Below are 22,796 nucleotides of genomic sequence, written 5' to 3'. Positions count from 1 at the left end.
GCTGGCCTTTTTATTTTATAGATTTCGAAATCATGATTATTTTGATTTTAAATCATTGTTATTTATGTTTTTTAAAAGTTAAGGTTAATTATTTGGCAGAAAGTTGTTGATCTTTTTGACTTCGAAGTCTATTTTGTATCAATGCATTTTCAATTGATACAATTTGTTTACTGTAATAATTGAAAATGTAGAGTTGGGGAGAAGTAGACACGTTTTAAACTCGGGAGAATAATTATAATGAAAGCTAAATTTACACGGACTCTCGTTCATTTTGCTGTAACAACTGCTATTACAGCAACCACAATGAATGCTCACAGCGCCGAAGAAGCAACATCAACACAAACTCAGCAGCAAATTAAAAAACCAGCCATTGAACGCATAGCCGTTACTGCAAACCGTCGCTCACAAGATCTACAGGAAGTATCATCATCAATCACTGCACTAGGGGAGGCTGATATAGCCCGTGCAGGTATTATTGATGTTACGGGTCTTGAGCAGGTTGTACCGGGTTTACGTATGGGGTCATCCGGTGGTGAGGTTCGCCCTGCAATGCGCGGCGCACGCACTAATGAGGTGGGTGTAGCAGGCACCGGTATTGCTGAGCAAATAGTCGGTATATTTCAAGATGGTATTTACGTACCGACTACCTCATCTGGTTTAGGAGCATTGGTGGATGTGCAGCGCATAGAAGTGCTGCGTGGCCCACAAGGTACTCTATACGGACGTAACACCTTTGCTGGCAGTATTAATATAATTACTAATCAACCTGTTTTTGACGATTTACTGGGGAGTATAAAAGTTGAAACAGGGAGTTATAACCGCAGTGCTTACGAGGGTATTATAAATATACCTGTAAGCGATACGCTCGCGACCCGTTTTGTAGTGGCCTCTGATCGTCACGATGGCTATATCAATAACTTAGTGATTCCAGGGCCTTCGGATGATTTACGCGAAAAAAATCAGTTTTATATGCGTAATGTCACTAAGTGGCAACCAAACGATAAGTTTAACGCAACGGTACGTTTTGACTACTCGCGTAAAAACTCAAACTCAGAAGCTATTTGGGGCTATCAGCAAATTGCGGGTTACCAAATAAGCGAAACGTCACCTGGCTCCGGCATATTTGATCCTAACGCTACAATTACAGCTGGGCATATTTATCAGCCAAGTGATACGCAACATGACGACCTTGGTCCATATGATGTTTATCGCAATAGCTTTTCGCTTGATAAACAAGAAAGCTTTTCGACCACAGTAGCACTTGAGTGGTATACCGACTTTGCTGATATTAAGTGGACGACTAACTATTCAACCCTTAACGGCAAGCAATACTACGACAACGACTATAGCGATGGCGGTATTGATTTTGTAGGTGGTTTTGGGCGAGTGGACGACCAAAAAACATTATCGTCTGAGTTACAGTTTGCATCAAATAATAACGACTCTGATTTTTCGTGGATTGGTGGACTTTACTACTTTGATCAAGAAGCAGATTGGAGCTGGTTATCGCATGCAGATACAACAGGTGATGGTGTATCAGACTCTGTCGTTGTGCCTTCGTGGGGGAATCCAGATTATGACCCGCATACAGCTAAATCTATCGCAGCGTATGGGCAGTTACGTTATCAAATTAGTGAAGACTTACGTGTTGTAGGTGGCTTGCGTGTTAACCAAGACGATAAAGCGTTTACTGGTGATGTCATTCCCGATTGGGATGATTCTGCAATGTTATATAAAGCGGCTGCAGAGTACGACATAAACAAAGACATAATGGTGTATGCAAGTGTAGCCACTGGTTACAGAACGGGTGGTGCAAACGATTCGCGCGTGGTAGCACGTGGAGCAGACCCACTTTATGATAACGAAGATGTTATTTCGTACGAAATAGGTATGAAAAGCTACTTGCTAGATGGGGCAATGCGCTTAAATGTGTCGGTATTTATGAATAAGTACGAAGACGTAAAAGCACAGTTGTTTGCAACGTCATGTAACGATACAACAACGGGTGATACTGTTTTAGAATGTGTGTCTGCAGGTACAGCCACAACATTTGAGTATTACGAAAATGGCGGTGACGTAGAGACTAAAGGCCTTGAAGCCGACCTTCAATGGATACCAATTGATAACTTAACGCTTACGGGTACGTTATCGTTATTGGATAGCGAATTTGCTGATGGTTACGCTGTGGGTAACGAGCAACTTCGTCCGTTACTAGCACTTGGTAACCAAGATGGCCGCCAAGATATAAATGATAATTCTAGCCAATTTAGTTTTGAAGGCTGGCGACCTGCAATGGCTCCAGAGTACAGCATGGGGCTTTCGGCGCGTTATGAGTTTAGTTTAGGGGGCGACTCGTACTTAGTGCCGTACATTCAAATGAACTACTTAGACGATTACTACGCGTTTGATACAAACATTCCAGAGGTAAGAGTAGATGCGCATTTAATGGCTGATGCGCGTTTAACCTGGTTTATAAACGACAGCGTACAGGTTGAAGCATACGTTAAGAATATTGGTAACAAAGCCATATTAACGCGTGGTGTGGTGCATTCACAAATTGTTGATGGTTTGCCAGCTAACTCAGTACAAGCAAACTGGAGCAACCCGCGTACGTGGGGCGCGAGCTTAAAATATCAGTTTTAACGTTTCTTAAAATGGCCAAATCGCCATAACTTTCAGCCAGCTAATAAATTTATTAGCTGGCTTTTTTATTTAAAAAAAGCTATCGAATTAGTTCGCACTGAGCATTAGTATCATATTTGGCGAGTATTTTTTTGCATTCATCCAAGGCTCTTGTATTTGCTTTAGATTGTGAGCTGTAACCCTCTGAAAAACCATAAAACTCGCCACCATTTTCGGTTTTCCCTAGTGCGAATGCTTTTCTGCCAGCTCTTGACTCGAATGTGGTTAATGCATTTACCGTCGCTACATTATAAGTACTTGAGTCACACAAAAGCGCGTTGGGTTCTACTTCACATAATGTAGGCGTAGATTGGCAGCCAGTTAAAAGTAAGACGATACCGATACTGAGATACTTCATTTATTGTCCTTAATTATTATAATTTAAGGTTTAATGTACCTAAAAAAGTTAAAATTATAAACAAAAAAAGCGCTCAGTGAGCGCTTGAAGGGAAGTAATAAGTGTTTACAGTGCGAATTGCTGATTTAACGCGAGGGTGTCAAATTGCATTACTTCGCTTGATATTAGAGTGTTAGTAATTGTAATAACGGTGAGTATTTGTTGGCGAACGCGTACGTTTTTAGCATTAAAAGTCCCATCGAGTGTCCAGCAAATTGTTGCTTGGTTTAAGGCACTGTCAAACTGTACGGTTTCTAATTGGGCGTAGCATCTGCTTAGGGTTTGTGAAAGCGCTAAATGGCAATTTAACAGCGCATCTTTTGATTGTGTATCGTTACTGCCAGCAAGAATAACGTCTGCATTTTTAGCATAAACACTTTCAAAATTCGCTAAGTTATTAAGCTGCCAAATTTGCCACCAATTATTTAATGTTTCGGCAGTTTGCGTTGGTAATTCACAAATATCACTGGGCGTTGCATGAAAGGTCGTAGGGTGCAGCTGGTTATCTAAATCGCAAACCATAATAGGGTCGCTTTCAGGTAACTTAGGGATCACCAGCGTATTATTACTTGCCTCACCTGTAAATTCGTTGTTAGCCAATAATAGCGTATCAACAACACATTTTACTGATTTTATGAAGGTATTATTGTGCTTAATTACAAACGAGAGTCTTACTGGTTTTAGTAATTTTTTAGGTTGTAATATCAGCTGTAAAGTCTCAAGTTCCTGGCCTTTACTGTGCGTTTTAGATATTAATTCTGATACGCCATATTGCGCCAAAAAATCAAGCCATAGCGGTTGTGCTTGCAATGACCCCATCGCGGTAAAGTGATGTTGTTGCCAACGGCTACTACGCAACAATTTACCTGAAATAGTTTTAATATCTGCTTTGGTGTATAAATCGATAATTGCGTTGATCATGCATTTACCTCCAATTCTGTTTGGCTATTTAATGCGTGTGACCTAAATAGGTTTGCGAGTAGCGCAACTTCGTCAAAAACGGTGACTTCTTCAATAATCTTTTGATTTTTGATGCGTAAATGTGAGGCGCCCAACACAAAATAAGGAAGATTTTTTAGCTCACTTAATTCACAGCTTTGTGGATTGAAATGCCCCGCAAGTGACCAGCGAATTGCTACATCTGTAGTGCTTTCATCAAAGGGTGTAATTGCTAAGTGGTCGAGGGTTAGTTTGGCATTAGGGCAATTAGCAAAAAATTGTATAAATACGCCATTTATTTGTGCAAGGCCGGTTGCCATTCTGCCACTTGGCCATTGTTGTGTGGCTGTTAGGCTATAAAACTCGTGTATTTTGGCAAATTGCTTTTGGTTAAATAACGTATCTAGCCAGTTATGCGCAAATGCGGCCAGTTCACCGTCTAAAATTGGAGTGCTTGGCGTGCGGTGATCAATTGCTTGTACCCGGGTAAACTCTTCATCAAGCCATTGTATGTGTTTTTCTTTACTTGGTACTTTGGCCATGTGTTTGGCTACATTGATAATATTAAGACCAAGTTGTTTAACTAAAAAGCCGTTGTCGCGTACTAGCCATTCTTTTACTATTTTATTTTCAAAACAAACGCAGTCGGCAATGGTGGTTACTCGGCCTGTTTTATTTGTAGCTGGGCCAAATTCTGAGTTACCGGTATTACTCATCACACTGCTAATTAAGTGTGATGAGTAATAATGCTCGTTGCCATCTTCTGAAAAAATAACATTTTCGCCAATTAGGCTTCTATCTGGGAATGCGGCAATGGTTTTAAGTGTGCCTTGAATAACATCTTCAATATTTTCGCCGTAAGCACCCAGTGTAAAAACAGGACATACATCAGCGTAATAGCGATAACATAAACCAATGTTTTTTTGCTCCCAAATGCGGTGCGTAATACGTAAAATGTAATCAACAATATCAACAAACTCTTCGTCAAACCCGACAAGCGTTTGCTGTTTTTTACTTTGCGGATTTAATACGCTTGATAAAGGCAGCCAGTAAGGTTGGGTAATTGTGTTTTGTGTGCTCATAAATATCTCTTAGTTTGCTGCTGCTATTTTATTTTGCATTTTCTCGAATATATCAATACCCATTCCTTCTAATAAGTGAGGAATATCGATAGCGACCCAGTTCTCTTTTAAAATACCGTTTTCGCAGCGCCAAAAATCCATAACACGCGGAAACAGCTTATTACCCGATGCAGGTAAACCTAGCCAGTCATCCCCAGTATGAGTACCGTACATATGCGGGCAGCCGCCCGTTGCTACAAAATTGTCGTGGCTTACTAAACAGAGTGTTTTATTGATCCCACGATCAGGGAACCCTTTTAAAAATGGAGCTTGGTGGTGTTCTCTAAAACCACTAATGCCTCGGGTTGTTCCTATACCTGCAGGGCCATACCAAATAAAATCTGGGTGCCAGTATTTTTCTAAATTAATGCTGTACAGGTCTTTACCATCGTAGCGGCCAAGCTCTGTAAGCATATCGATTACGAGCTGTTCGTTGGTTTTACTTAGTTCGTCGTTTTTAGCTGTAGCAGGCACACCATCAAGTGTAGTGGGGGGCATTATTAAACCCGGATAACCTAAGCTTGGACGCAATGGATTTACGCCCACTTGGTTCATTACATCGATTAAATCTAAAAAGGTATAAACGTTAATTACTTTATTGTTTTCTATTTGAGCCATTTCGCTATAGCGAATAAAAATACTTTTACCGCTGGCTGGAATACCTAATAACGGTTTTGTAAATGTGCCAGTAAAGTAACCTGTTGCGCATATCCATTGCTCACCTTTGTAGTCGCCCTCAATAGAAATAAAGGGTTTACGCTCTATATCGGGTAATGAGTTTTTAAGCACTCCAAAGTAATTATTAATTACATTTTGTTTAGATGTAATTGGTACAAAAGGGTGGCTTACCTGCCATTGAACGGTATCAGCAAGCAATGCTTGGTTTGGTAATTCTGCAGCGCTGAAGTTTTCAAAAAGTTGTTCTAAAATATTCATTTATTTCACCTTATACAAAATGTTCAAATAACATGAGAAACGCGAAGCTCACTACAAAAAAGCCGAGTAACCAGTAGTTTATTGAGTCAAATTTACCTGGAACTAAATACCAACCATTTTCTTTTTCTGGACGATTTTGCTCTTTAAATACTTTTAGTTGGCCTTTAATGGTGTATTCGTTGTATTCCTCTTGAAAACCATCAAAAGCGATACTTAATGTAATACTAAATACAACACACGTCATGGCACCGATGGCACAATACCAAGGCCATGCTATATCGGTGTAAAGGGCGCATATTGCAACGGTTACAAACGATACTAATGTGCCAATAAGTAGGCCTTTTTCAGTGGTGTGTTTAGAGAAAAATCCTAGTGCAAACATACCTAGCTGAGCACCTACAAAGTATGAGCCTACCTTGGTGAGTATTTCTAAAATGGAGCCTTCACTGTAAAGGTGATACATAATGGCGGGTACAATGATGATGATTGCCCAGCCAAGGGTAAATAAACGTGTTGCAGCTAAATAATGTGCGTCGTTTTTTTCAGGTGCATAATACTTTTTGTAAAAGTCGATAGTGCTAATTGTTGAAAGCGAGTTAAGTGCTGAATCAAGGCTCGACATAGAAGCAGCCATTACTGCTGCCGCTATTATTCCCATTAATCCTGGTAGGCCATAATCGGCTGCAAACTGTAAAATAATTAAGTTGTCGTTTTCAAATGTACGGCCGCCGTAGTAGCTGTAAAACAACACGCCCATAAATATAAAAAACAGATAAATAAAGAATGCAATAAAGCCCATTAGTAAGTACGACTTTTTAGCATCACCAATATTTTTAGCTGCTAGAGTACGTTGCACCATCATTTGGTTAGTACCATAAACGGTGATGTGGTAGAGCGACATAGCCAGCACGCCAGACCAAACGGTGGTGACTTTAGTGAAGTCGAATGAGAAATTAAGAGGATCTAACTTACCTTGTGCTTTTAACTCAGTAAGTGTTGAGCTAAACGAGCCATCCATCGAGGTAATAAGTGCATACATAATAATACCTGCACCAATAAATAAGATCCCTGACTGAATAACATCGGTCCATATTACGGCTGTTATACCTCCAAGCATAGTATATATAAGCGCAATAATAGTGACTAAAAATATGGCGGTAATAACGTTTATATCAACTATAAAGGCAAGTACCAAAGAGGTTGCATAAAGTACGGCGGCTGATCCCATTGTTTGTGAAATAAGCCAAATTGTAGAGATTAAAATCCGCGCTTTTTTACCAAAACGACGCTCTTGGTATTCGTATATTGAGGCGACACCTGCATTGTAAAAAAACGGAAAAAACAAACACACAACAGCCACAATAACGAGTGGGTAGTTTAAGTGTATGGCAATAACAGATAAACCCTCTTTGTAAGACCACGCTGGCGCACCTAAAAATGTAAGCGCACTAATATAGGTTGCCACTACCGATATACCAATAGCCCACCAAGGTGTATTTTTTCGGCCAATATAAAAATCATTAGCAGTACTCACTTTTTTACTTATTACAAACCCAAGTATGAGGTTCGCAATAATGTACCCGACGAGAATACTCCAATTCAATAATCCAAAATCATTCATAATTAATCCTGTTAGATTAGGTATTACGGGCTAATTAGCCTATTTATACTTTTTATTTTGAATCATCATGAATCACTTTGACTTCGAAGTCAATTGTCATTAGTATTATTTTAAATCGATTTACAACTTAATATTTACAGGCTTTTAATTACTCTTTAAATAGAATACATTTTAGCAAGACGTATTTATTTGCGGTTTGAGAGTGTTAATTTGATTGCGTAAACAACAAGGGAACATCATGACAGAAATAATTAATAATAAGCAGTTGGTTCGTCAGTTTCATGCTGCATTAGAAAAAACACAAGGTAATGATTTAAATGCTGTATTTAAAGAATACTTGGCAGATAATTACAGCTTTAAAGGTGTGCATCCGTTTAATGAATTAAATAATGTCAATGATGTAATTGAACATGTGTGGCAGCCTTTATTTCATTCTTTTAAAGCACTTCAACGCCGTGAAGATATTTTTATTGCAGGACAAAGCGAAGCCGATGGCGGCGAGTGGGTAATGAGTATGGGGCACTTTATGGGCCTCTTTGATCGTGACTGGTTAGGTATTGCACCTTCTCATAAATTGGCGACAATTCGCTACGCTGAATTTAACTGTGTTAAAGCCGGTAAAATTATTCAAACTGGTTTTTTTGTCGATATTATTGGGGTGATGCTACAAGTCGGTTTAAACCCATTACCACTCTCTACCGGGCAATATTTTACTTACCCTGGGCCACGTACCCACGATGGAGTTCGTTTAGGTGAAGGGAGCGATGAGCAAAGTACGCGCACAATGAACTTGGTTAATCAGATGATTGATAACCTAACCGCGCTTAATCAAAGCGGTATAAATACCTGCCCACCCGAAGTGTTAGCTAAAACGTGGGATGAGAACATGGTTTGGTATGGCCCTGCGGGTATTGGTGCTACATATACAATTGAGCGTTATCAGCAACAACATATGTATCCGTTTAGAGAAGGGTTAACGGGTAAAGTATTTAATGGCCATATTTGCCGGTTTGCTGAGGATGAATATGCATGCTTTTTTGGTTGGCCAAACTTAACGAATACCGCCATTGGTGGCTTTTTAGGTTTACCTGGAGCGAATACTCCTGCCGATATGCGCGTGGTTGATGTATATCATCGTGAAGGTGATAAGCTAGTTGAAAACTGGGTAATTATTGACTTACCGTATTGGTTAAAACAACAAGGCTTAGATATTTTAAAACGCACACAAAGTATTGCTAATCCGAGGGCGTAGCCTGTTTAAGCTGTAAAAAAGCTCTGTATTACAGAGCTTTTCTTTTATAACGGTTATAAGAGGCTAAGGCGCAAAGTTTAAATAGCGCGCTTTAGTTAGTTCTTTCATACGAGCTAATACATCAACTCCAATTTGATTGTAAACATCAAGCATATCTATCAGCACCCAGTTTTCGCGAATTAAGTTATTTTCGGCTCGCCAAAAGTCGAGACTACGCATGGTTATTTGTTGATTTGCGGGCGCAATACCTAACCAACCATCGTTACTAATAGCCATGCTCATACCAGGCCATGCAGTAAACCCTACGTAGTTTTCATCGGCAAATAAATAGCCTTTACTTGCATCGCCAACCCGGTTGGGTAGGGCATTTAAAAAGGGGATTTGATGCCAATTTCTAAAGCCTTTTATACCGCGTGCAGTGCCTATTGTGCTTGGCCCATACCAGCTACAATGCGGATGCCAAAACTGCTCTAGTTTCATGGCTTCAATGCCACCTTTAGCATAAAATCCAAGGTGCTCACACATATCGCCCACAAGCTTTAAACTTTGCGCAGCTTGTTCGCTATTATAAGGATGGGTGCTTAACCCATCTTGTGTGGCAGGCCCTGGCACATGCCACTCTTTACCTAAGCTCGGAGAAAGTGGCCATACGTTTGCTTGCATCATTACTTCTGGAATATCCCAAATAGTTTGTAATTCCACCACTTTGCTATTTTTTATACGATAAAACTCATGAAAGCGCATACTTACTTGATGCCCTGTGGGTGGAATGCCTAGCCATGGCTTTTCGAATGAGCCGGTATAGTATCCGCAGCAGCCAATCCAATCAGAGTCGTTTATAGAGCTACCTGCCATTACAATAGTATCGCGACGTTCAAGGCCAACAAATGCATTGCTAAGGGGTTTATAAACATCTTCAATGAGTGCATTAGGGTTTGCGAGTGTTTCAAACGGGTAGCAAAGTTGTATTAATGCGTCATTAGTAAATAAGTTTGTAACTTCCTTTTTGAGCAAATTTATATTGAAGTTATAAAGTGCGTTTCTGAAGCTTTTAATTAACTCTTTATTTTTATTATGAATACTCATATTTTTGATTCACTTGTAGCTGATTCAAAGTCTGCACGTAATTGCTTAGCACCACTGAGTAAAAAGCTATGATCAGAGCCTAATAAATAAAAACTTACGCCTAGCGATTGCCAGTGACTTAGCTCACTTAAATTACCAACAAACATGCCACAGCATTTATTATATTTTGCTGCTGCGTTAGCTATTTTAGTAACGGCATCAATAACAGCAGGAGCACTTGGATTGGTTTCACCAAGGGAAATAGTTAAATCCATTCGGCCTATAAAAATACAGTCAATCTCGTCCATTTGGCACAATTCATCGATGTTCTCAAGCGCGTCTGCATCCTCTATTTGGGCAATAATACAGGTAGATGACTTGTTGGTTGCTAAGTTATCGGTTAATGCATGTGTGGTATAGCCTGCAAAGCGGCTTGAACCTGCATAACCTCTACCGTTGTTGCCATAAAAACAGTTTTTAATAATCGATTTTGCTTGCTCTGGCGTTTTAATGTGAGGTAGTACTAGGCCGTTAGCACCGATATCTAAACTGCTAAGTATAGTGGCGTGATCGGTACTACTTACGCGAATCAGGGTCGGCATATTTTTAGTGCGTGCAGCCATAATACAACTGTCTAAATCACCTCGATCAAACGGGGCATGCTCTGCGTCTAAACACAAGACATCGAGATTAGTGTGAGAAAGTACTTCGGTATTATGATAATGGGTACTTTTTATAAATGTGCCTAATAGCAATTGTTGAGCATTTAACTTTTGTTTTAAATTCATTTAATAGACTCCAGCCAATCTAAGAGTAGTGCGTTTAGGGTGTTACTTCTTTCAAGCGGTACGAAATGCCCACAATTACCTAATAAAATAAGATCGCTATTAGGGCAGGCGTTATGCATTGTTTTTTGAATAGTACTAGGACATAAAACGTCATGCTCACCACCAACAAATAGTAATTTTTTATTGGTTTTTTCAATAACGTTTAAGGTATCTTCGCGCGTTGAAAGAGCATTTAATTGTGCACTAAAAGCGTTAAAGCCAAGCTCATTTGCCATTTTTAATACAAGCTTGTTGTGCTCTAAGTTTGGCTGGTGGAAATAATGCGGCATAAAGTCGTGCTTTAGCACATCAGTAGTACTAGTTGCTTGTGCCTGCTTGATTTGCTTTTGCCTAATAAGTGGACGCTCTGGTTTATCTGCCAAACTATTGCTGGAAATTAAACACAGCGACTGTATAAGCTCAGGGTTTGATTTTAAAAGCGCAAGGGCAACAATGCCACCCATTGAAAAACCAATAAAAGGAGCAGACTCTAGGGCTATGGTTTTAGTAAGCTCAGCCATTTGTGCAATGCTTGTTTGCTCTGTAAAGGGAATAACGTGAGGGGTATAACCCGCATTTTGAAGGACAATTATTTGTGCTTCAAACATACGGTGGTTACACATAGTACCAGGTAAAATATAAACAGGATTTTTGGCCACAAAAATTCCTTAATTTAGCGTGTTTTAATAGAGTTCCCTGTAATTAATGAACCGGTAAAAACTCGTGCTTCAGCAGCGGCTTGAGGGTTTTCAATACGTTCCATGAGTATATCTACAGCGGCTTTAGTTAGCTGTTTCATAGGTTGTTGTATTGTGGTTATTTGATAGTTGTACCAAGACGCAGCACTAATACCATCAAACCCTACCACCGACACATCGTCGGGTACGCTTAAGTTTAAGTTTTGTTTGATTTCATCAATTACGCCAATGGCCATTACATCGTTACTGCAAATAATAGCATCGGGTAGGGGGTTTGTTTTTAACCAATCTTCTAATGCACTTCGTGCTGATTTATAACCATAATCACCATAAATAACAGGCGTATTTTGGATACCTAAAATGTGTAAATAATTTTGAGCTATTTCACGACGCTCGTTGGCTACATCAGAGTCATCTGGACCAGCAATAATTAAATACGACTTATGGTTAGATTGGTGTAATAAATCAATTAGCTGTTTAATACCTTTATCGTGATTACAGCAAACTGTGTTTGCATTCGATTCAGGCACATTACGGTTATAAAGCACAATGGGTGTGCTGTGTTTAGCAAATAAATCTAGGCTTTTACTATCAAAGTGAGCCGCTAGAGCAATTACGCCATCAACCTGAAAGGTCCAAATGTTTTCGAGTAATTCATCTAGTTCGTCTGCGTCATCAAGAGTAAAGAGCAGCACTCGTTTATTGTTAAGTGCCAACTCTTTGTTAAGCTCAGAGAGTACCTCAGGGTAATTCAAGTTTGCTCGCGATGATAAAATAACCGCAACCATACCAGACTGTTTAGTGATCAACATGCGAGCAATGGCATTAGGTCTGTAGCCCATTTCATTGGCTGTTGTGATCACCTTTTCTCGCGTTTTTTTAGACACGCTAAATCCGGGTCTAAATACACGTGATACCGCCGATTGTGATACACCCGCTTCGCGGGCTACATCATATGAGGTGACTCGTTTTTGCTTTGACAATGATTTATTTCCTATATCGTCTTACTCGTATGTCTGCTTGTTCTTTGTGGCCAGCGAACCCTTCTGCAGCACATAAGCGTGAACAATACTCACCAACAACAACCGAAGCTTCTTCTGTTACTTGTTGGAAAGTACAAGTTTTTATGAATTTTCCTACCCATAGTCCACCAGTATAACGCGCTGCTTTACCTGTGGGTAGTGTATGGTTCGTGCCAATGCATTTATCACCATAAGAAACGTTAGTTTGTGGTCCTAAAAATAATGCCCCAAAGTTTTGCATGTTGTCTTTAAAGTACTCGATATTATTTGTCATGATTTGCACATGCTCGAATGCAAGGTCGTTAGCCACTTCTATCATTTCTTCATAGGTGTCGCATACAATAACTTCACCATGATCTTTCCATGCTACACCCGCAATATCTGCAGTAGGTAAAATGGTAAGCTGTCTCTCTACTTCAGCCATAGTATCAACTGCTAATTGCTCAGAGTTAGTAAGTAAGATAGCAGGTGAGGTAGGGCCGTGCTCAGCTTGACCTAGTAAATCGGCAGCACACAGTTCGCCATCAACACTGTCATCAGCAATGACTAGAGTCTCGGTAGGGCCTGCAAATAAATCAATACCAACTCGGCCAAATAACTGGCGTTTAGCTTCGGCTACAAAGGCATTACCTGGGCCTACAATCATATCTACGGGGGCAATAGTTTGTGTACCAATTGCCATTGCGGCTACAGCTTGTACACCACCCAGGCAGTAAATTTCATCAGCACCAGCCATGTCCATTGCAACCACTATTTCTGGTGATGGCTTGCCATTAAAAGGCGGAGCCATGGCGATAACACGTTTAACACCGGCTACTTTAGCCGTTAATACACTCATGTGTGCAGAGGCTAGTAGTGGATATTTCCCACCTGGTACGTAACAACCTACGCTGTCCATTGCTATATGTTTATGACCAAGCGTAACGCCAGGTAGCGTTTCTACTTCAACGTCTTTCATTGAGTCGCGTTGAATTTGAGCAAAATTACGGACTTGGCTTTGTGCCCATTTAATATCTTCTATTAATTGATCATCAAGCTGTGCATAGCATGCTTGAATTTCGTCACCAGAAAGCTTGAAAGACTCCGGAGTCCACTTGTCGAATTTTTCAGAATACTCACGAATAGCAGTATCACCTTCGGATTCAACGCGCGCTAAAATGTTTTCTACAATATCTCTTACTGATTGATTTTGTTTTTGTTTTGAGTCAGCAGGCTGACCTTTCTTTAAATGCTTTATCATTGTTTATATCCTTAGTGACTAGTTGTTTTATACACTGTTGATGAGACGTTCTGGTTAAATAATGTCTTGCATCTAGGGTTACTCTAATTAATAATGACTTCGAATGCAATATAGGTTTTAGGTGAACAAATGGGATTTGATAAAACTCTTTTACTTGGTAAAACCATTTTGATAACGGGTGCGGGTAAAGGCATTGGTAAATCGTGCGTACAAAAGTGTGTAGATGCGGGGGCAAATATAATTGCTGTGGCGCGTACAAAACACGATTTGGAGCAGCTCAAGCAATATGCTCCTTCGCAAATAGAAATCTGGCCGCTTGATATAAACAGTGATGCTTTTTATGAGCGTTTACGCGGGCTTGTTAAATTAGACGGTTTACTTAACAACGCAGGTATTAACCGTGTAGCGCCAATGCTTGAGCAAACTGATGAGAATATTGACGATGTTATTTCAATGAATATTCGCAGTGTTTATCGAATAAGCCAAGCGGCATTACCAGCCTTAATTAACTCTGGTGCCGGTGCTGTGGTTAATATGTCATCTCAAATGGGGTTTGTGGGGTCGCCTAATCGTACTTTGTACTGCATGAGTAAACATGCAGTGGAAGGCCTAACAAAGGCGTTAGCTGTTGAACTAGCAACACAAAATGTACGTGTTAATACGGTTGCTCCTACGTTTGTTGAAACCCCAATGACTAGGCCAATGCTTGAAAATCCTGATTTCAAAAAATTTGTTTATGACATGATCCCAATGAAAAAAATTGCCCAAACGGATGATGTAGCAAATGCCTGTGTATTTTTGCTGAGTGAGCTGTCTGCAATGATCACAGGAACGAGTATAAAAATTGATGGCGGCTGGACCGCCCAGTAATTAATTTAGGAGAGAGTAATGAGTTTATTTGAAGATCGCTTAGTAAGATACGATGATTTAATTCCGTGTAAGAACGCCTTTATTGATACGCGATCGCCTGGTAGCGATCAAAAAGAAAACTTCACGATTATAGGTCCTGGTGTTGCAGAGAATCCTAATCAGCATGTGCATATTTCTATACCTCATGGGTTTAATATTGGTGGTGCTCGCCAACCTGCTGGGTGCTTAAACTCGCAGCATAGCCATTTAACAGAAGAAATTTTTGTAGTTCACAGTGGCACATGGGCATTTTATACCGGTGTAGACGGTAAAGATGCTAAGGTAATTTTAAATGAAGGCGATATTATTTCGATACCTTTAGATATTTTTAGAGGGTTTGAAAACGTAGGCAATGGTATTGGCTACTTATATGCTGTGCTTGGCAGTGACGATCCAGGTAGAGTGTTATGGGCTCCTCAAGTTTTTGATATGGCAAAAGAGTTTGGTCTTATTTTGCTAGAAAATGGCAGTTTAGTAGATACAACGCTCAATGAAAAAGCCCCTGATGGGGTTAGCCCAATGGCTGTTACAAGCAACGAACAAATAGCACAGCATCGGATAATAACAGATGAAGAACTTGCGAAAACGGTGGTTAAAGCAAGTGATTTTTATTGGAACAAGCACTCTTACCTAAGCCAATTCGAAGGTGTTTATGAAGCACCGCTAGTTGGTAATTTAAATGCCGATACGCCTATTCAAACACAACTAAATTGGCCACATGGATTTAATATATCAGCGTTAAAACTACAACCAAATGCAAATATAGCAAAGCACGTTCGTTTTGAAGAAGAGGTTATTTTTGTTCATCAAGGTAGCTTAACCATTGATTTAGGCGATGAAGTATTAACGCTTACTCCAGGTGACACTTTTTCAGTACCTATTGAGCATAGCAGAGCTTTTAGTAATCAAGCGCAAGGTGATTGCCTTGTATATGTAACTCGCCGAAATGACTCACCAAAAAACCCGGAGTTTATTTAACTATTTACTCTTTAAATAAATAGTCAGTTATAGTTCAAACTTACGTTAACAAGCTAGCACTAAAGCTGGATTAAATGTTAGCCAAAGTTTGAGCTAATTATTATGTGCTTTATATTTTTAATTCGTAGATTCATTTAAAGAATATTGTTACTCAATTAATGTTAATAGAGCCCGCTATGTTTCTAACAAAATAATATTTTAAAACGTTAACTCATTCTTTTAAGAACTTTATCGCCAACTTTACAAAAATGGTAATAATCAGGAAGCTCTTGAAATTTAGCATGTATAAAAGCTGATTCAGAAGAGCATCGGTCAGCTTGTTGCACAATATGCTCAATTGCATATCTCGCTTTATAGCCAGATGGCTTGGCAGCTAATAAACTGCTTAATAACTCCAGCAATTGCCTATTACGACTGCCTAGCTTCGCTAAAGGTTCAGCTAAGATAGCAAAGTTATAACCTTCGTGTGGTCCTGGTATATAGCGATCGTTGGCTTGATGTAGCATGACAAATATTTTACCAATATCGTGAAATAAGCCAGCTACTAATGCAGCTTGGCATTCAATACTGGAATGATTTAAGTGTTTAGCATTATTAAATGCAATTTCAGCTACCTCTATACTGTGCTCAAACAATCCATGAGTATAAGAGTGATGGTGGTTTAGGCTAGCCGGTGCTTGTATGAATTTTTGTAAAATGCTTTGTTTAGTTAAAATAAAATCAATAAAAGGCTGCAACTCACTGCATGTGACAAAGCTAAGCAGCTTACATAGCTTAGTTCTTAAGGAACATTGATCGCATAACTTCCTATTTTAAAACGGAAAATGTCACTCTCTTTTTCAATGGATTGCCGCTTACAATTTACCGCTAGCAGCTCAAGTACACGGTTTATCTTGTGGCTGCACCGTGTTTGCTCTATGCAATCCAAAATATCATCCAACCAAAGATAACTGCACTTGCTCGCTCTAAATGTCGAGAGCGCACACTTAAACATCGTCGCTGCACTATGGCAGATAAAACGCTTGATAAGTGTTTGCAGTATGCTCAGCCAAACCAGTGATTCGGCAATGTGTGGATCTCGTGTGATAAACCCTTTAAGGTTATTCCATGACTTTAGCTCTTTGAAAAGTAACTCAATTTGCCAACGAGTCGCGTATATATCGAGTAACTCATCAAAGTTAAACTGTGTTTCTTTTAAATTGGTAACAAGGAAAACAGGGCGCTTTTCATCGGGTAGATAAATAAGCCTGTACTCGGGTCCATTTTTCTTCCAGCGTACTGTTAACTCAAGTGGCTGACTAGCACGCTTTTTGAGCAAGGTTTTGAGTTTAATATGCTTTTCTTTAAGCTCTACGCCCGCGCAATAAGCAGATGTGACGGTTGGGTTGATGTTTTTATTCGCTCTAACCAAAAAGTAGCCGCCATCTTGGGATACTTGCTCAAAGTAATCTAAGTCAAAATACCCTGCATCAGCAAGTAATAACGTATCTTCAAGTGTGTGACTACCCGGTAAAAAGGCTCGCTCAGTTTCAACATCAGGACGGATATCTATTTCGCAAGGCTGTTCGTTAAATAGGTCATAGGTAACATGCAACTCGATTGCGGCAGGGCTTACAGCAGTAAAGCGACCTGCAAAAACCGGCGCTAATTCATCATGTAGAGCCATCTTGCAATAGCACACGCTGTATTCCTCGTTGGGTAAAAAAGGTTTTATCCAGCGTGTTTACAGTCAATTTAGACATTGCTTGAATAACGAGCTCACGGACTAGCTCCGTCAAGGCTGGTTTTCGGATTTGATTATGAAAAGGTTTATAACTGATTGTGCAATCAGTCTGCGTTGTAAGGTTTTGATGGATATCTGACAAGTTAGCGTCTTGCAAGCAAGATAAGCTTTTGAATACAGCTTTGAGTAAAGAAACAATCGACAAACATCGATGACGGACTTGAAACCCAGAGGTTTTTGCAAGCGCGATTAGGTGCTTTTCTGAGATGAGGGCTTTTAATTGATTTGAAACTTGGTTAATCTGCATGTGAACTCTGTTTTTAGTCATTTTTTTATTGGCGTAACTATTTGATCATTAACAGAGTTCAACTTCAAGTTTTCTTAAGATCCAACCTATGAGCGGTGTTTAAATATGCTGACTTTGTACTCAATTCTGTGTCTGAGCTGTTATCTACGCTTGGTTACAATGCCTCCATTGAGACATTAGGGTGGGTACTGCCTGTTGGTATTTCTTTTTATACTTTTCAAAGTTTAAGTTACACCATTGATGTTTACCGTGGCGATATGAAACCACGTAAAGGCTTAGTTGAATTTGTTGCTGCTTTATCGTTTTTCCCACAACTGGTTGCAGGCCCAATTCTTCGTGCAAGTCATATTTTGCCACAAATGCACGCCATCGCCTTGCCTAAGTACACTGCTGTAAAACATGGTTTTTTGCTGATCACTGTGGGGCTGATTAAAAAAACTGGTGCAGATATATTGGCTATCCCTGCACAACATGCTTTTGAGGCAAAAGGCCCCATAAGCACACTGGAGCTTTGGACTGGCGTATTGGCATTTGCAGGGCAGATATACGGTGACTTTTCGGGTTATACCGATATGGCAATTGGTATTGCGCTGATACTCGGTTTTAGTATTCCACTTAATTTTAGAGTGCCTTACTTCGCACTTTCTCCGGTTGATTTTTGGCGTCGTTGGCATATTTCACTCTCGACTTGGTTACGAGATTATTTATATATTTCATTAGGCGGGAACAGAAATAATAACCGCACCCGTAATGTGTTTTTAACTATGTTACTGGGTGGTTTATGGCATGGCGCAGCGTGGACTTTTGTTGCTTGGGGCGCATTTCATGGCGCTATTATCACTGCTACGCACTATTTAGCAGGGCTGAAAATATTTGCACGTTTTAATCAATCCAATGCACTGTTTGTAACTTTTATTAAGTGGGCCATCACGTTTTATTTAGTCCTTATAGGTTGGGTGTTTTTTGCAGCCAACGACTTAACTTCTGCCATAGATATTATTACTAATTTACATGTATTTAATTCAACAATAGCAGCTGGAAGCAACGCAATGACTATTTTTGTAATGACCAGTGTGTGGGTATTACTTGTACATATTATGGATTTTTACGTAATAAAGGGCGCTGACAAGCTGGAAAATAAACCCTGGTTATTTTGGCTGTTAATGATGTTAGGGCAAGGGGTATGTTTATTTATCGGGGAGCCAAGCAATGAGTTTATCTATTTCCAATTCTAATCATCAAGGTAGAGTAGCAATGACATCACAAAAATTATATGGAAAGTCGATTCTTGTTATTGGCTTATGCATGGCTTTCGCACTTGTCGGTATTCATCTTATTTTGCATGGGATGGGAGCAAATACTCAAGGCGCAATAGCAAGGGTTACTGAGTCACGTGTAGCTTTGCCACAAATAGTGAAAGAACCAAACGATGTTGTGATGTTTTTTGGCTCATCAATGACGCGTGCCGGATTTTCGCCACGAAAATTTGATGCTGATTTAGCGCAGCGGGGTAAGCAAGTTAAATCATTTAACTTTGGCTTTGGTGGGCTAAACCCGTACTTTCAAGATTTTTTATCACGACGTATTGCGGATGAATTTGTCAAAGAAGATCGCAAAATAAAGCTAACCATGATTGAGTTTAATCCTTTTCAAACCACGCAAACGCGCTGGAGCAGAGCGACCCCAGTTTTAGACTCATTTTTAACTTTACTCGCTAATGATCAGGAGTTAATGGTAATTGCAAAAAATGATCTTACTCGTGGCGTACGATTATTCAATATAAAATATTTGCGCGGCAATATTTCAGCTGAAATGATCACCAGTTTTTTGGGTCGAGAGATGTTTCCACCTAAATCGCATCAAACGTTTAAAGATGATGATGAAACTATTGCGCAGCGTCGCCGCTTAGGACGTTTACTCGGTGAAAAATTTGTAGAAGAATATCCTAATTATAAGGACGCAGAATGGAGCTATGAATGGCAAGGGGGCGGTACAATCCCACAAGAGCGATCAGCAGAAACGTTAGCTATATTTAACGACTATTACCACGTTACGCAAACTGATAACGAAATGAAAAACGATCGCCTTAGTCGTATTCGCAGTGCAGATATAGAGCAGCTTCATTTTCAACCATTATTGGTTACGCATTTTATTAATATTGTAAAAAACTTTCAACGTGTATCTGAGAACGTTGAAGTGATCATGCTGCCAAAAAACAGTAAGTGGATAAAAACAACACCAGAGGCTGAAAAACGTTTAGCAGAAGTAATAGCGCAAATAGAGCAAGCCACTGGTATTAAAATGAAAAACCATCAAAATATACCGCAAATAACCCCGCAAATGTACCGTGATACCACGCATTTATCGCGTTATCGTGGCGATATTGCTTACACAGATTATCTAATAGAGCAGTATCAAAGTTTGTTTTAGTTTTTACTGCGGTTAGACTGAATAAGTTAAATGCATCAGCGGGTGAGAAAAATGACTACACGTTAACTTATCACGTTGATGTTTTTCGCCATTATTTGGTAAGAGTTGTTATTCAATATTGTTTATTTAAAAAGTTTAAAACTTAAGTTGTTGATTATTAATTGTTATTTACATGGCTTAATATTTGCTGAATGAGTGTAACTTAATTAGGAATAGACACTCATGCTATTAGATATTCAATCATTACGTCATCAATATAATAAAAGCAAAGATGCAAAATGCGCAATTAATACATTATCTTTGCAAGTTGAACCTGGGATTTTAGCCTTGTTAGGCCCTAATGGAGCTGGAAAATCTAGTTTGATGAGAATTCTGGCTACCATTACTAAGCCAACACAAGGTGTTATTTTATGGCAAGGCCAAGATATTGTTAAATCACCACAATTGTTACGCAAAGAGCTGGGCTATTTACCTCAATATTTTGGCGTGTATGAACAACTGTCGGGGTTTGAATTTTTGCAATATATGGCAGGGCTTAAAGGGCTTGAAAATGCACATGCCAATAGTGTTATTGATGATTTGCTGAATAAGCTTAATTTAACCCACGCAGCACATCAGCCGCTAAAAGGTTACTCTGGAGGCATGAAACAACGCATTGGCATTGCGCAGGCGTTATTAAATGATCCTAAATTATTGATCATTGACGAGCCGACGGTTGGTCTTGATCCGCATGAACGAGCCAACTTTAGGCAGTTATTGACTGAGCTTGCGGCGGATCGTTGCATTATATTCTCCACGCATATAGTGTCAGATGTTGAATCGATTGCGGACCGCATTGCCATTGTGCGCGGTGGCACACTTATTCAATCAGTAACAGCGAATGTATTACAGCAAAAAGTGGCTGAAAAATGTTGGACATTAACGATTGAACCATCGGATCTGAAACAGATCCAGCATGAGTATATTGTTAGCCACAGCATTCGAAAAGAAGGAAAGCTTGAATTAAACCTTGTTGCGGATCATTGCCCTGATTCTAAAGCCACGGTACGGGCGGCATCACTCGAAGATGCTTACTTGTATTTTACTAGCGAGCAACCAGCACCTCGCAGCGCAGCGAGGATCGGTTAATGAAACAGATTTGGCAATGTATGGTCGCTGACTTTAAACAACGTACACGACAACAAAGTTATATTGTGACCTTGTTGGCTATGTCTGTATTAACGTTATTGTATTTTCCGTCCCCTGATGCGCAGTACCAAACACTAGTGATTAATGGCTACCGCGGCATTTATAACAGCGCGTGGATTGGTGTATGTTTAGCTATGCTAAATGTTATGTTCTTACCAATTATTTGCTTTTACTTGGTTAAAAATGCACTTGAGTTAGACAGGCAATCAAAAACGTGTGAGCTTATTGCAGCAACGTCGATTAGCAAACAGGCTTTTCTATTCGCTAAGTGGTGGGTAAATATACTGATTTTATTTTCAATTGTATTGGCGATGTTGCTCAGTAGTGTGTTGATACAGCTTTATTATGGCGAAAGCTATCAGGTTGATGTGTGGGCACTCGTTTGGCCGCAATTAGTGTTTGTTTTACCTTTGTTATTAGCAATTGCATCAATCGCTATTTTATTTGAGTCGATAACGTGGCTCAAAGGGGGGTTAGGTAATGTGGTATATTTTTTCTTGTGGGTTGGCTCGATAACGCAAAGTATTGAAGGAGTATCAGGCATTGGTGCAGTGCTTGAAAGTTTAGATATAGAGGTTGCTGCGCGTTTTCCAACAGAGCAGGGTGGTACCAATGTTGGCATAACAGCTAGTGAATCTGTAAAAACATTTGTTTGGCATGGGTTTGAGCCAAGTGCTGTGCACTTCCAAGGAATGTTGCCTTTATTGATAGTCAGCTCAATAGCTCTAAGCTTAGCATTTTTATTTTTTGATCGTTTTAGTAATGGCTCAATGAACGAGATTAAAAAGCAATGGCGAATAGTTAGCGTAATTGAAAAAGTCACAGGAATACTCGATAGAATATTTGTTGGCGCAACTAAGTCATTCGCTGTTACACGCTTATTACGATTAGAGTTTAAGTTAATGCTTAAAGGGCAAACAAATCTGTGGCTCATCGGATTGGTCATTTTGAATGTGTGCCAAGTTTTTGTTGATCAGAACCTGTTGCTGAGTCTTTTTTTACCTATGTCATTGTTGTGGTGTGTATTGGTTATATCGCCGTTAGGGCAGCTAGAGAGGCAAACAAATACTATTGAAATTATGGCTTATAGCAAGCAATCACCGCTATTACAAAGTATGGCTAGTTTCAGTGCTGGTTGGGGATTGTTAGCCTTTGCCTGTATAGGCAGTATTGCGCGGTTTGTAGTCATAGCTGAGTGGTTGTTGCTGGTGCAATTGTTTGTGGCTATTTCGTTTATGGTTTCGTTGGCCTATTTTTGCGGTACATTTACGCAGTCAAAACGAATGTTTGAAGTTGTGTTTCTAGTCATTTGGTACATAGGGCCTCTGCAAGGTGGACTATATTTAGACTTTTTAGGGGTGAACAGTCAAGCGAGTTGGGAGGCAGGAATGCCTTATTACTTTTTGGGTATTGCAGTTGGGTTATTAATGCTAACGGTAAGTATTAGACAGACGCGTTGAC

Annotated in this window: 21 protein-coding genes; 8 read left to right on the top strand and 13 right to left on the bottom strand. The window is 39.7% G+C overall.

The window, feature by feature from the left end:
- Positions 1-237: 237 nt before the first annotated feature.
- Complete coding sequence (locus PVK79_RS18685) at positions 238-2,643, top strand: TonB-dependent receptor (RefSeq protein WP_257323958.1); 2,406 nt, start codon at positions 238-240, stop codon at positions 2,641-2,643.
- Between the two features lie 79 nt (positions 2,644-2,722).
- Here the strand turns inward: PVK79_RS18685 and PVK79_RS18680 are convergent, their stop codons facing one another.
- The 5 genes from PVK79_RS18680 to PVK79_RS18660 form a co-directional block, all read right to left on the bottom strand.
- Positions 2,723-3,040, bottom strand: coding sequence for a hypothetical protein (locus tag PVK79_RS18680; RefSeq protein WP_010553716.1), 318 nt, complete (start codon positions 3,038-3,040; stop codon positions 2,723-2,725).
- 105 nt (positions 3,041-3,145) lie between these two features.
- Complete coding sequence (locus PVK79_RS18675) at positions 3,146-4,000, bottom strand: nuclear transport factor 2-like protein (protein WP_257323957.1); 855 nt, start codon at positions 3,998-4,000, stop codon at positions 3,146-3,148.
- Entirely contained in the window at positions 3,997-5,100 is a 1,104-nt protein-coding gene (locus tag PVK79_RS18670) for a nuclear transport factor 2 family protein (RefSeq protein WP_165725249.1), read from the bottom strand. Before PVK79_RS18670 ends, PVK79_RS18675 begins: the two co-directional genes overlap by 4 nt.
- Positions 5,101-5,109: 9 nt before the next feature.
- A complete protein-coding gene (locus PVK79_RS18665) occupies positions 5,110-6,075 on the bottom strand; it encodes a nuclear transport factor 2 family protein (RefSeq protein WP_257323956.1) in 966 nt (321 codons plus the stop codon).
- Positions 6,076-6,085: 10 nt separating this feature from the next.
- Complete coding sequence (locus PVK79_RS18660; protein ID WP_257323955.1) at positions 6,086-7,696, bottom strand: sodium:solute symporter family transporter; 1,611 nt, start codon at positions 7,694-7,696, stop codon at positions 6,086-6,088.
- Positions 7,697-7,934: 238 nt separating this feature from the next.
- On the opposite strand from PVK79_RS18660, the gene PVK79_RS18655 reads away from it, so the two are divergent.
- A complete protein-coding gene (locus PVK79_RS18655; protein WP_257323954.1) occupies positions 7,935-8,948 on the top strand; it encodes an ester cyclase in 1,014 nt (337 codons plus the stop codon).
- A gap of 63 nt (positions 8,949-9,011) precedes the next feature.
- Here the strand turns inward: PVK79_RS18655 and PVK79_RS18650 are convergent, their stop codons facing one another.
- Genes PVK79_RS18650 through hisD form a run of 5 tightly spaced genes read right to left on the bottom strand, consistent with a single transcriptional unit; the run spans position 9,012 to position 13,800 of the window.
- Positions 9,012-10,034 carry an ester cyclase gene (locus PVK79_RS18650; RefSeq protein WP_257323953.1) on the bottom strand — a complete coding sequence of 341 codons (1,023 nt, stop codon included), beginning with the start codon at positions 10,032-10,034 and terminating at the stop codon, positions 9,012-9,014.
- A complete protein-coding gene (locus PVK79_RS18645) occupies positions 10,031-10,801 on the bottom strand; it encodes an HpcH/HpaI aldolase family protein (RefSeq protein WP_257323952.1) in 771 nt (256 codons plus the stop codon). Before PVK79_RS18645 ends, PVK79_RS18650 begins: the two co-directional genes overlap by 4 nt.
- Entirely contained in the window at positions 10,798-11,499 is a 702-nt protein-coding gene (locus tag PVK79_RS18640) for an alpha/beta fold hydrolase (RefSeq protein WP_257323951.1), read from the bottom strand. The genes PVK79_RS18645 and PVK79_RS18640 overlap by 4 nt, the downstream gene beginning before the upstream one ends.
- 14 nt (positions 11,500-11,513) lie before the next feature.
- Positions 11,514-12,521 (bottom strand): LacI family DNA-binding transcriptional regulator, encoded by a 1,008-nt coding sequence (locus PVK79_RS18635; protein WP_257323950.1) that lies wholly within the window; start codon positions 12,519-12,521, stop codon positions 11,514-11,516.
- Between the two features lie 4 nt (positions 12,522-12,525).
- A complete protein-coding gene (gene hisD / locus PVK79_RS18630; RefSeq protein ID WP_257323949.1) occupies positions 12,526-13,800 on the bottom strand; it encodes a histidinol dehydrogenase in 1,275 nt (424 codons plus the stop codon).
- Between the two features lie 129 nt (positions 13,801-13,929).
- Between hisD and PVK79_RS18625 the strand changes: the two genes are divergently transcribed.
- Both PVK79_RS18625 and PVK79_RS18620 read left to right on the top strand, forming a co-directional pair.
- A complete protein-coding gene (locus tag PVK79_RS18625; RefSeq protein WP_257323948.1) occupies positions 13,930-14,670 on the top strand; it encodes an SDR family NAD(P)-dependent oxidoreductase in 741 nt (246 codons plus the stop codon).
- 18 nt (positions 14,671-14,688) lie between these two features.
- On the top strand, positions 14,689-15,687 hold the full coding sequence (locus tag PVK79_RS18620; RefSeq protein ID WP_257323947.1) for a cupin domain-containing protein: 999 nt from the start codon (positions 14,689-14,691) through the stop codon (positions 15,685-15,687).
- 206 nt (positions 15,688-15,893) lie between these two features.
- Here the strand turns inward: PVK79_RS18620 and PVK79_RS18615 are convergent, their stop codons facing one another.
- The 3 genes from PVK79_RS18615 to PVK79_RS18605 are packed head-to-tail and all read right to left on the bottom strand — an operon-like array spanning position 15,894 to position 17,717.
- Positions 15,894-16,424 carry an HD domain-containing protein gene (locus tag PVK79_RS18615; RefSeq protein WP_257323946.1) on the bottom strand — a complete coding sequence of 177 codons (531 nt, stop codon included), beginning with the start codon at positions 16,422-16,424 and terminating at the stop codon, positions 15,894-15,896.
- Between the two features lie 44 nt (positions 16,425-16,468).
- The gene (locus PVK79_RS18610; RefSeq protein WP_257323945.1) at positions 16,469-17,353 is read right to left on the bottom strand and encodes an IS4 family transposase; all 885 of its coding nucleotides are present in this window, start codon (positions 17,351-17,353) and stop codon (positions 16,469-16,471) included.
- The gene (locus PVK79_RS18605; protein WP_257323944.1) at positions 17,340-17,717 is read right to left on the bottom strand and encodes a hypothetical protein; all 378 of its coding nucleotides are present in this window, start codon (positions 17,715-17,717) and stop codon (positions 17,340-17,342) included. The genes PVK79_RS18610 and PVK79_RS18605 overlap by 14 nt, the downstream gene beginning before the upstream one ends.
- A 95-nt stretch (positions 17,718-17,812) precedes the next feature.
- Between PVK79_RS18605 and PVK79_RS18600 the strand changes: the two genes are divergently transcribed.
- From PVK79_RS18600 to PVK79_RS18585, 4 genes are all read left to right on the top strand, one after another.
- Entirely contained in the window at positions 17,813-18,952 is a 1,140-nt protein-coding gene (locus PVK79_RS18600; RefSeq protein WP_257323943.1) for an MBOAT family O-acyltransferase, read from the top strand.
- A gap of 19 nt (positions 18,953-18,971) precedes the next feature.
- Positions 18,972-20,147 (top strand): hypothetical protein, encoded by a 1,176-nt coding sequence (locus tag PVK79_RS18595; RefSeq protein WP_257323942.1) that lies wholly within the window; start codon positions 18,972-18,974, stop codon positions 20,145-20,147.
- Positions 20,148-20,369: 222 nt separating this feature from the next.
- Positions 20,370-21,275 carry an ABC transporter ATP-binding protein gene (locus PVK79_RS18590; RefSeq protein WP_145240794.1) on the top strand — a complete coding sequence of 302 codons (906 nt, stop codon included), beginning with the start codon at positions 20,370-20,372 and terminating at the stop codon, positions 21,273-21,275.
- A complete protein-coding gene (locus PVK79_RS18585; protein WP_257326353.1) occupies positions 21,275-22,795 on the top strand; it encodes a hypothetical protein in 1,521 nt (506 codons plus the stop codon). The genes PVK79_RS18590 and PVK79_RS18585 overlap by 1 nt, the downstream gene beginning before the upstream one ends.
- Position 22,796: the final 1 nt, after the last annotated feature.

The organism is Pseudoalteromonas rhizosphaerae, assembly GCF_028885455.1.
GTDB classification, from domain to species: domain Bacteria; phylum Pseudomonadota; class Gammaproteobacteria; order Enterobacterales; family Alteromonadaceae; genus Pseudoalteromonas; species Pseudoalteromonas rhizosphaerae.
This window is presented reverse-complemented; position numbering and strand designations above follow the sequence as displayed.